Annotated in this window: 4 protein-coding genes; 1 reads left to right on the forward strand and 3 read right to left on the reverse strand. The window is 54.7% G+C overall.

Annotation, left to right across the window (positions count from 1 at the left end; translation table 11 throughout):
* Positions 1-163: 163 nt before the first annotated feature.
* Together cutA and LKE08_RS19715 are read right to left on the reverse strand one after the other, a co-directional pair.
* Positions 164-484 (reverse strand): divalent-cation tolerance protein CutA, encoded by a 321-nt coding sequence (cutA, locus tag LKE08_RS19710; RefSeq protein WP_324705961.1) that lies wholly within the window; start codon positions 482-484, stop codon positions 164-166.
* 450 nt (positions 485-934) lie between these two features.
* Positions 935-1,870, reverse strand: a complete 936-nt coding sequence (locus LKE08_RS19715; RefSeq protein ID WP_324705962.1) for a pentapeptide repeat-containing protein — start codon at positions 1,868-1,870, stop codon at positions 935-937.
* A 282-nt stretch (positions 1,871-2,152) separates the two neighbouring features.
* Here LKE08_RS19715 and LKE08_RS19720 point away from each other — a divergent pair, with 282 nt between their 5' ends.
* Complete coding sequence (locus LKE08_RS19720; RefSeq protein WP_324705963.1) at positions 2,153-8,335, forward strand: translocation/assembly module TamB domain-containing protein; 6,183 nt, start codon at positions 2,153-2,155, stop codon at positions 8,333-8,335.
* 208 nt (positions 8,336-8,543) lie between these two features.
* Here LKE08_RS19720 and LKE08_RS19725 read toward each other — a convergent pair whose 3' ends face one another.
* Positions 8,544-8,876 carry a hypothetical protein gene (locus tag LKE08_RS19725; RefSeq protein ID WP_324705964.1) on the reverse strand — a complete coding sequence of 111 codons (333 nt, stop codon included), beginning with the start codon at positions 8,874-8,876 and terminating at the stop codon, positions 8,544-8,546.
* Positions 8,877-8,963 lie beyond the last annotated feature (87 nt).

Here is an 8,963-nt window from a genome sequence, read left to right on the forward strand (position 1 = left end):
GGGGAACTCTTGCCCCCCTCGCCCAGAATTGGGAGAGGGGTTGGGGGAGAGGGCGAGAAGTGCCGGAAGCCCCCCTAACCCCCCAATTTTGGGGGGAACTCTTGCCCCCCTCGCCCAGAATTGGGAGAGGGGTTGGGGGAGAGGGCGAGAAAACGAATTCAAATTAAGGCTGTACCTGTTCCGATATCCACTGCAAATAGGCGGGGGAACCGGCGGCGATGGGCACGGCTAAAATTTCGGGGACTTCGTAGGAGTGGAGTTGGCAAATTTTCGTTTCTAAGGCTTGAAATATACTCAGATCGGTTTTGATAATTAATTGCCATTCGTCTTCCGAACACACTTCGCCCTTCCAGGTGTAGACGGAATGGATGGGGGTCAGACCCACGCAGGCTGCGAGTTTGGCTTCCACCAAACCTTTGGCGATCGCCTCTGCTTCGGCCTTGGAACCTGCCGTTACTAATACGATACCGTAATTGTCTGCCATATTTAACTTAAATTTTGCTTTCAGCTATCATCAAATATCGGTCTTTGGGCGGTGGGTTACGCTGGCGCTAACCCACCCGACTAGATTATCATCAAATATCGGTCTTTGGGCGGTGGGTTACGCTGGCGCTAATCCACCCGACTGGACTGTTTCATCTTAAATGAGGCGATTCGATCTGAATCCACAGGCAAGATGCCTGTGCTACGTCAAGATGCCTGTGCTACGTCAAGATGCCTGTGCTACGTCAAGATGCCTGTGCTACGTCAAGATGCCTGTGCTACGTTTTGAATAGTCGGTCCGGTAGGGTGGGTTAGGCGCGACAGTAATTTTTCGGAAAAACCGACAACTTTTCATTCGCGCCGTCACCCACAATTGCCTTTTTAATGCACAGTTTTAGCAGCAAAATTTCACGACATGATTGACGAATGAATTGGCAAATAAGATGTTTTTTTATAGCATTTTTTCGATGCGATTGTAAAACTGCGATCGCGACATTTCGGAATTTTCGGGATGATAGGGCGTACAAGAACAAATCTTTTCTAAATCCAGATAGAGCCGGAAAGAATCGGGCAAAGTGGCGCGACAAAAATCCGTTTCCTCGACCTGCGCGCCCGCCAGTGTGGCATTCTGAAGGTCGGCATCCTGAAAGTTGGTGCGGGACAATTTCGCGCTATTGAGATTGGCCCAGGTCAAACAGGCCCCCTCCAAATTTGCCGCCGTCAAGTCCGCCCCCTGCAAACAGACGCCCCGCAGTTGGGCGCGGCTGAGATTGGCATAATTGAGTTGAGTTCCGCTCAAATTGGAACCGCACATTCTCGCCTCGCTCAGGTTCACGCCGTTGAGATCGAGGCGGCTCAAATTGACGCCATTTAAGTAAGCATTTTGCAGGTTAATATCCGTCAATTTTGTCCCGAATAATTTCGCGCCGCTGAGTCGGACGCCGTAAAAATTCGCCCACCTCAAATCAGCCCCGGTCAAATTTGCCTCCCGCAGGTTGGCAAATTGCAGGTTCGCCCCGGATAAATTGGCGTTGGGAAGACTCGCCCGCCGCAAGTTGCTCCCCGCCAAACTCGCCCCACTCAGCCTCGCCCCCGGCAGTTTCGCCTTCACCAAAAACGCCCCGTTGAGATTGGCTTTGGTGAGATCGGCGTCCACCAATTTGGCTTCATTCATTTTCGCGAAGCTGAGATTAGCCCGCTGTAGGTTGGCCCCGTTGAGCTTGACGCGACTCAGAAACGCCCGGGTGAGGTTGGCGCCGGCGAGGTTCGCCCGGGAAAGGTTGACACCGATCAAAATGGCTCCCCCCAGGTCCGCCCCGCTCAGATCGACCCCCGAAAAGTCGATTTCGCCTTGTTCGTAACGCCTCAGAAGATGGCTGACGTTCATCAGAAGTGACTCCGGCTACCTCTCATTTTCTATCTAACCACGGAATTTTAAGAAAGTTTTTATATTTTTGCGATCGCGTGATCAGAGGAGTCGGGAACGTTTTTCCGTCCCGATTCTCGAACGAGGGCGAATGCAGGCCGTACCGACTTCCGTCTCGGATTGCTTGCGTTCTGAGGCGCAAACGGCAACAATATGACAGTTAATTTTTTATACTCCTCAAACTTCAGGGGAAGATTTACGCTACGCTTCGTGTGTCTGTTGTTGCCATTCCGGAGCATCGAGATGACGAACTCTCCCAATCCTTCGACCGAACCCACGCCGCGCCCGGTCCGACGCTGGCGACGTCGGCTGATTTGGGGGGGCGTCGGCTTGGGTGTGACCTCGATCGCGATCGCGGGGGGCGTGAGTTGGTTTGTGAAGTCTCGTCTCGCCCCCATCATTGCCGAAACCTTAGAAGGGATCATCGATCGCCCCGTGGAAGTCGGCCCGGTGGAACGGTTTGGCATCATTTCCATTCGGTTCGGTCCGTCCGCTATTCCCCCGACTGCAACGAATCCCAATACGGCTTCATTGGAAGCGATCGAAGCGACGATTTCTATTGTGTCCCTATTTCAACCGACGGTTCTCATCGATTTGACGGTGATCGATCCGGAAGTCTACCTCGAAGAAGACTCAGCCGGAAATTGGATCAGAACCCAACTCAAACAGCAGGGAGAAAGTCCCCTACAGGTTGAAATTGGCACGATTCGGGTTGAGAATGCCGATGTTAAACTGATGCCCCAAACCCTCCTAAAAGCGCCGCTTCGGGAAGATCCGGTGACGCTGGAAGTCGATCGCCTCGCCTTGGATGTCAGCGACGCCAACGATCGCATTCGGGGCAATGTCAGCGGCCGATTTTCTCGGGGGGGAGACTTCCGGTTAAAGGCAAATGCGGTAATTTCCGAGGGGAATATTGAAGCGGAACTCGATGCCGACGATCTGACGTTACCGCAATTGGCGTTACTGGTTCAAACCCCCGGATTTGCCTTGGAAAAGGGGGATGCGGATGCGGATTTGAGGGTTAAATTAGAGAATTTTAAACCGACTGGAATTTGGGGAGATCTGCAACTCGAACAACTGCAAGCCGATGTGGAAGCCCTTTCGGAACCCGTCCGCGTCGAAACCGGCAACTTTCGCTTCACGGGAAATCAGGCCGTCATCCGAGAGTTGGATGCCGGTTTTGGCGAGGTGGCGGTGAATGTCGGTGGGACGGTGACGACAGACGACGAGTTCGATTTCCGACAGACTGAATTTGATCTGACGGCAAATTTGGAACCCGTCACGTTTTCGACGTTATTAGAAACGGTGGAAGGGCAGTTGGAAGAAGCGATCGCCCTACCCGTTCCCATCGCGGGGGAAGTGGAGGCGGAAATTGATTTGACCGGCTCCTTGCAGGAACCGACCGTTTCGATCGCGATCGCCACCACCGCACCCACCCAAATCGATCGCGTCCCCTTCGAGGAAATTTCCATACAATTGGAAACCGTCGCCGAACTGACGGACGAATTTAATTTGGCGTCCGCTCCGGTTGTCACGATTGACGAGTTGAATATCCGGCTCGCAACGGGGGGAGAAATTACCGGGTCAGGCGCGATCGCCCTGGACGGACTGACGGAATTTCTGGCGGCGGAACCGGACGAAACCGGGGCGGAAACGGCGGAAGAATTTCCCTTCGATGCCAATGTCGAATTGAGTTTAAATGTCGATCGCCTCGATGGGGACGCGATCGCCCGACTGTTTGACATTCCCCCCGGTTTGACGTTGGGTGAAATTTCCGCCAATGCCCAACTTTCCGGCGAGATAGACGACCTCACAGGAGAGGTCGTGTTTGAACTTCCGGGGGCGACCTATCCGATTTTTGGAAATGCCCAATTTAATGACGGTCGGGTTGATGGGACGGTCAGGGTCGCCGAGGGTACGGTGGATGTAAATGCCCAATTGCGGGAAAATAATAATTGGAATGCGGCGATCGCTGCTAATCAGTTGGCGGTCGATTACCTGCTGAAATTTGGATTGCCCTTGGCAAATTTAGAGCCAGATTTGCGAGAAAAAATATCACAATTGAATCTTGAAGGGTCAAAAATTGATTTTCGGACAAATATTTTGGGTTCCCTAGATAATCTCAATCTCGATGGTATAGTGGCGACTGGTGACATCATAATTGGTATTGCTGACGGTTCGATTGACAGCGATTTTCGACTCAATGAAAGACAGTTTGGAGCGGATTTTAATATCAATTCCCTTTCCCTTCCTAGATTGCTCGAACTGGGTTTGCCCTTCGTCAACTTGTCGCCGGAAATCGAGCGATCGCTACAAACCCTCGATTTTCGGAATGGGGCAGTATTAGCGCGAGGATCGATTGTCGGTAATTTGGATAATTTGACTGCGAATGGCATCACCGCCGATGTGGCGGGACGGGTCGATTTAGGCAATATCGGCGGTTCCGTTAGCCTGGAAAATGCCCGCCTCAGAAACGGTAAATTTGATCTTAAATTAGATGCCAATTCGATGGCACTTAATCCTTTTATCAATGCCGGATTGTCCGTCGTTGATTTACCGGCGAACGTGCGGGAACAGGTGCGGGCATCCGATCTGAGAAATTCTCGATTGAACGGAGAAGCGATCGCCTCCGGAAATCTCGCCAATCCGAGCGATATTAATAGCAATTTTAATGGAATCATAAATTTGGGTAATTTCGGAGGCGAAATTGTTGCCGATGGACAAATTAATTCCGGCGCATTTAAAGGCACAGTCAGAACCAACGACATCCCCCTCAATCCCCTGATCGAATTGGGTTTACCCCTGGCGAACCTGCCCCCCGACGTGGTGGCAGAAATTCGGGGTTTGGATGTGGATAACGGCATCCTGCGGGGGGAAACGTCATTTTCCGGGAATTTGGCGACGCTGAGTCCGGAAAACTTGAATTTGACCCTGGACGGACAGATCGATTTAGGCGATGATGGGGGGAGTGTCACCGCCACGGGCCGCGTCGGGGGGGGAGCGTGGACGGCGCGACTAGCCGGCGATCGCATCGCTTTGGGCCGGTTTTCGGAATGGGCGGAAAATCTCACCGGGGTGCGATCGGCCCTCGGACCGACGGGGTTATTGGACCAGGCGGAAAATCTGCCCCTATTGCGGGGACTGTTGGACACAGAATTAACCGCCTCCGGTTCAGTGACGCAATTCAACCGGGCGACGTTGGAGGCGGCGGCCCAGTTGCGGTTGACGGAATTGCCGATTTTGCGCCAACCCTTCGAGGCGGCGGCGACGTTGCGGGAGGGACGGGTGGAACTGGAACGGGCCGAGACCCCGCAATTCGGGGCGGACGGGATGTTCGCGTTGGAATTTAGCGGGACGGGGGTGCCGAGTCTGGGCGACCTGAATGTTAACGTGCGGGTGTCCGATTTCGATTTGAATTCGCCCCTGGTGCAGACAGCGCTGGCGGTATTGCCCCCGGAAATTTTAGCCGGAGATACGCCACCGGTGTGGGGTTCGGTGAGTTTTCAGGGAAATGTGACCGGACCCATTTCGGCGTTGAACCTGCGGGGGAACCTGCGGTTGGAGGATTTCGCCCTGCGGGGTTTGGAATTCGACCCGGTGTTAGCCGGTCCCGTCGAGGCGGGGTTAGGTGAGGGGGTGAATGTGTCTTTGGCGGGGGAGGGAGATCGGATCGAATTGGTGTTGGACGATCGCTTTTTGCCCGAGTCGTTTTTAGTCCAGCGAGGAGATGCGATCGCCCGGGGCACCTCTCCCACTCAAAATAACTTACAAGTCAGTGTAGAAGATTTTCCCCTAACTCCCCTGGGGCTTGCTCCCCTGGCCCAGGCGGGAATCGGTCCGCTGGGGGGCAACGTTTCCGCCGAGTTGGCGGTGTCGGATTTTGCCAGTTTCGACCTGAGTCGCATCGACGCCACTGGGGAGGTATCGGTGGACCGGCCGAGTTTGGGTTATATAGAAGGCGATCGCTTCGGTATTCAAGTCAGTTTAGCCAATGGTATCGCCCGCCTCACGGATGGAGAACTACAACAGGGAGAAACGGTGGTTCTGATTTCAGCCCGGGCCAACGTCAACGAGATTTTAACCGGGGTTTCTCCCGCAGACGGCGCCGAACCCCCCTTGGAAGCCAACATCACCATCCCCCAAGGCAACCTCCAAGACCTATTCGCCGCCCTCCACTGGTACGACTTGGAAGATATCACCCGGGGCATCCAAACCCCCCTGTATGCGGGTGCAACGACTTTGAACACCGTGACCGTGGGACTGCCCGAGACGGCATCCCTCACCCAACAACTGCGATATTGGGCGGAAATTCAAGCCCTGTTGAAGTGGGAAGAAAGCCAAAAACCGGAAGGACTGCCCCTGCCCCCTTTAGAAGCAGTCAACGCCTCGTTTACCGGCGAAATCAACGTCAGCGGTTCTCCCTCGGATATCACGGCGACGGCGGACATCCGGGGCGAGGATTGGACCTGGGGGCCGCACAAAACCGACGAATTCATTCTCCAGGCGAGTTTCGAGGACAATATCGTGCGAGTTCTGCCCTTGAGATTGCGTTCCGATCAAACCCTGGTGGGATTTCAGGGGCAACTGGATCTCGATCGCCAAATTCCCTCCGGCCAGTTGCGGGTCAAAAATTTGCGCCTGGAGGAAGTGGAGGCATTTTACGACATTCCCAACGTGGATTTGAGCGGACAGTTCAATTTGCAGGCGCTGTTTTCGGGCAGTTTGGAGAATCCCCGGGCGACGGGGGAATTTACCGTCATCGACGGTTTATTCAATGGCGAACCCCTCAAGGAAGCCCGGGGCAGTTTCAGCTACAATAACGCCCGGTTGAACGCCGGGGGAGCGGTGTTGGTGACGGCCGAAGATCCGATTCGGTATCGGGCGACGGTGCCGTTTCGGTTGCCCTTCGCGAAAGTCAACCCGGAAAGTAATTTCCTCAGTGCCCAGGTGGAGGTGCGGGATGAAGGGTTCAAGATTATTAACCTGGTGAATCCGGAGGTGGATTGGGTGCAGGGGAAGGGGTTGGTGAAACTGGGATTGCAGGGGATATTGGAGCAGGCGCCGGACGGTGCGATCGCCAATCTCGTCTTGGAACCGGAGGGGGAGTTGAAGGTGCTCGACGGGGTGTTGCAGGCCCGCGGTGTCGAACAGGCGATCGCGGGACTCTCGGGCACGGCAATTTTTACGAACAATCGCCTGTGGGTGAAGGGCATCGAAGGGGAGTTAGTGGGAGAGACGGGGACGGGCAACATTTTGCTCGAAGGGGTGCTGCCCATTTTTGAACCCCTACGGGGGGAAGATCCGGATCTTACCAATCCCCTGCGGCTGGTATTGGATAATTTGAAGTTGAACCTGGAGGGGTTGTACGAGGGAGATGCCCAAGGGGAAATTATTGTTCGGGGAAGTGCCCTCCAACCGGCGATCGGGGGTGGGGTAGCGGTGTCTGAGGCGCTGGTGACGCTGCCCCAAGGGGCTTCGCCGACGACGGGCCCGGAAGGGGAAATTGTGGTCGCCCTCGAACAGAATCCCGGCGGGGGCGAGTTGCCGGACACCGGGCCCTTGGAGGTGAGTTTCGATAACTTTACTCTGATGTTGGGAGAGGGAATTCAGGTGAAGTCGGCTTCCATTACGTCGATATTTGATGCTCCCGTCCTCAACTTTAATGTGCAGGGGATGATTGTCGTCAATGGGGAGTTGGAGAATTTGGACACGATTCGCCCCAGCGGGACGATCGAGCTGACGGGGGGGGCGGTGAATTTGTATACCAGTCGCTTTCAGTTGGATCGCGGCTATCCGCAAACGGTGACGTTTGTACCCTCCCAGGGACTCGACCCGGTTTTGAACGTGCGGTTGGTGACGCGGGTAGCGGAAACGACTCCGGCGGTGGCGCCGACGTCGGCTTTTGCCACGGAAATGACGGAAGTGCCGAGTGCGACGCAGTTCGGGACGGTGCGGACGATTCGCGTATTCGCCATCGCCCAGGGATCGGCTTCGGAAATTAACGATATCCTCGAGTTGCGGAGTTCCCCGCCGCGATCGCAAACCCAATTGCTGGCATTATTGGGGGGAAGTGCGATCGAAGGGGTGACGGGAGACACGGCTTTGGTGTTGGCAAATATCGCCAGTGCGGGACTGTTTAACCAGATCCAGCAGAGCGTCATCGACGCCACGGGGTTGACGGAGTTTCGGATCTATCCGGCGCGGGTGTCGGAGGAGAGTTCCGGGGCGACAGCTTTGGGTTTGGGTTTGGAAGTGGGTTTCGATGTCAGAAATGATGTCTCGGTTTCCATTAGCCGGGTGCTGGCTGACGATCAGCCGACGCAGTTGAATTTGAACTACCGCGTCAACGACAAGTTGCTGCTGCGCGGCGCCACCAATTTCGGCAACCAGAGCGAGATCCGGTTTGAATATGAAACCCGGTTTTAATTAATCATTAACAATTATAGTCGGCAACAGGCAATAGGCAACAGGCAACAGGAAGGCCAATCGTTCACCGTCGGGGTTTCAGGAAAAATCAATGTCCTAACCGTCCTGGCAACTGCTATAACAATTAATAATTCTCGGTTTAGAAACCGGGTTTCTACGACTCTCTCCCCGTCCCCACCCTCTACCAAAGAAACCCGGTTTCTTCCCGTCAGTTACCCCGCAATTGGGCGCTACAGGTCAAGCTCACCTCCAGCAGTTCGTCGGGGGCTTCTCCGGTGTCCTGGAGTTGCCGGACGATCGCCGCAAATTCCTCGATGGAAAATCGGGCTTGATATTCGTCGATGGTACACTGGCAGAGAACCTGCGCCTGCCGGGGGGTCAGACCTTCCTGTTGCGATCGCGCATTGCAACCCTGGAGATACTGCGTCACGAATTCTTCGGGATAGGAATTTTGAGCCTCGGCGACGGGGAAACTTCCCGTCGGGGAGACGAATTCTGGCGTGGGGTTAAGCTTGCAAACTATCGTCAACGTTTGTTTCATGGCTGTATTGTAATTCACCTCGGTGAATGTAGGCGACTCAAGCCGCCGTTCGTTTTTCCTCCCTGCTCTAAAGAGACAGAGCTTCCA

Source organism: Lyngbya sp. CCY1209 (assembly GCF_035615495.1).
Lineage (GTDB): Bacteria > Cyanobacteriota > Cyanobacteriia > Cyanobacteriales > Microcoleaceae > Limnospira.

Coding starts and splice junctions, on each gene's coding strand:
- LKE08_RS19720 (WP_324705963.1), top strand. CDS start 2,153: ATGACGAACTCTCCCAATCCTTCGACCGAACCCACGCCGCGCCCGGTC.
- LKE08_RS19725 (WP_324705964.1), bottom strand. CDS start 8,876: ATGAAACAAACGTTGACGATAGTTTGCAAGCTTAACCCCACGCCAGAA.
- cutA (WP_324705961.1), bottom strand. CDS start 484: ATGGCAGACAATTACGGTATCGTATTAGTAACGGCAGGTTCCAAGGCC.
- LKE08_RS19715 (WP_324705962.1), bottom strand. CDS start 1,870: ATGAACGTCAGCCATCTTCTGAGGCGTTACGAACAAGGCGAAATCGAC.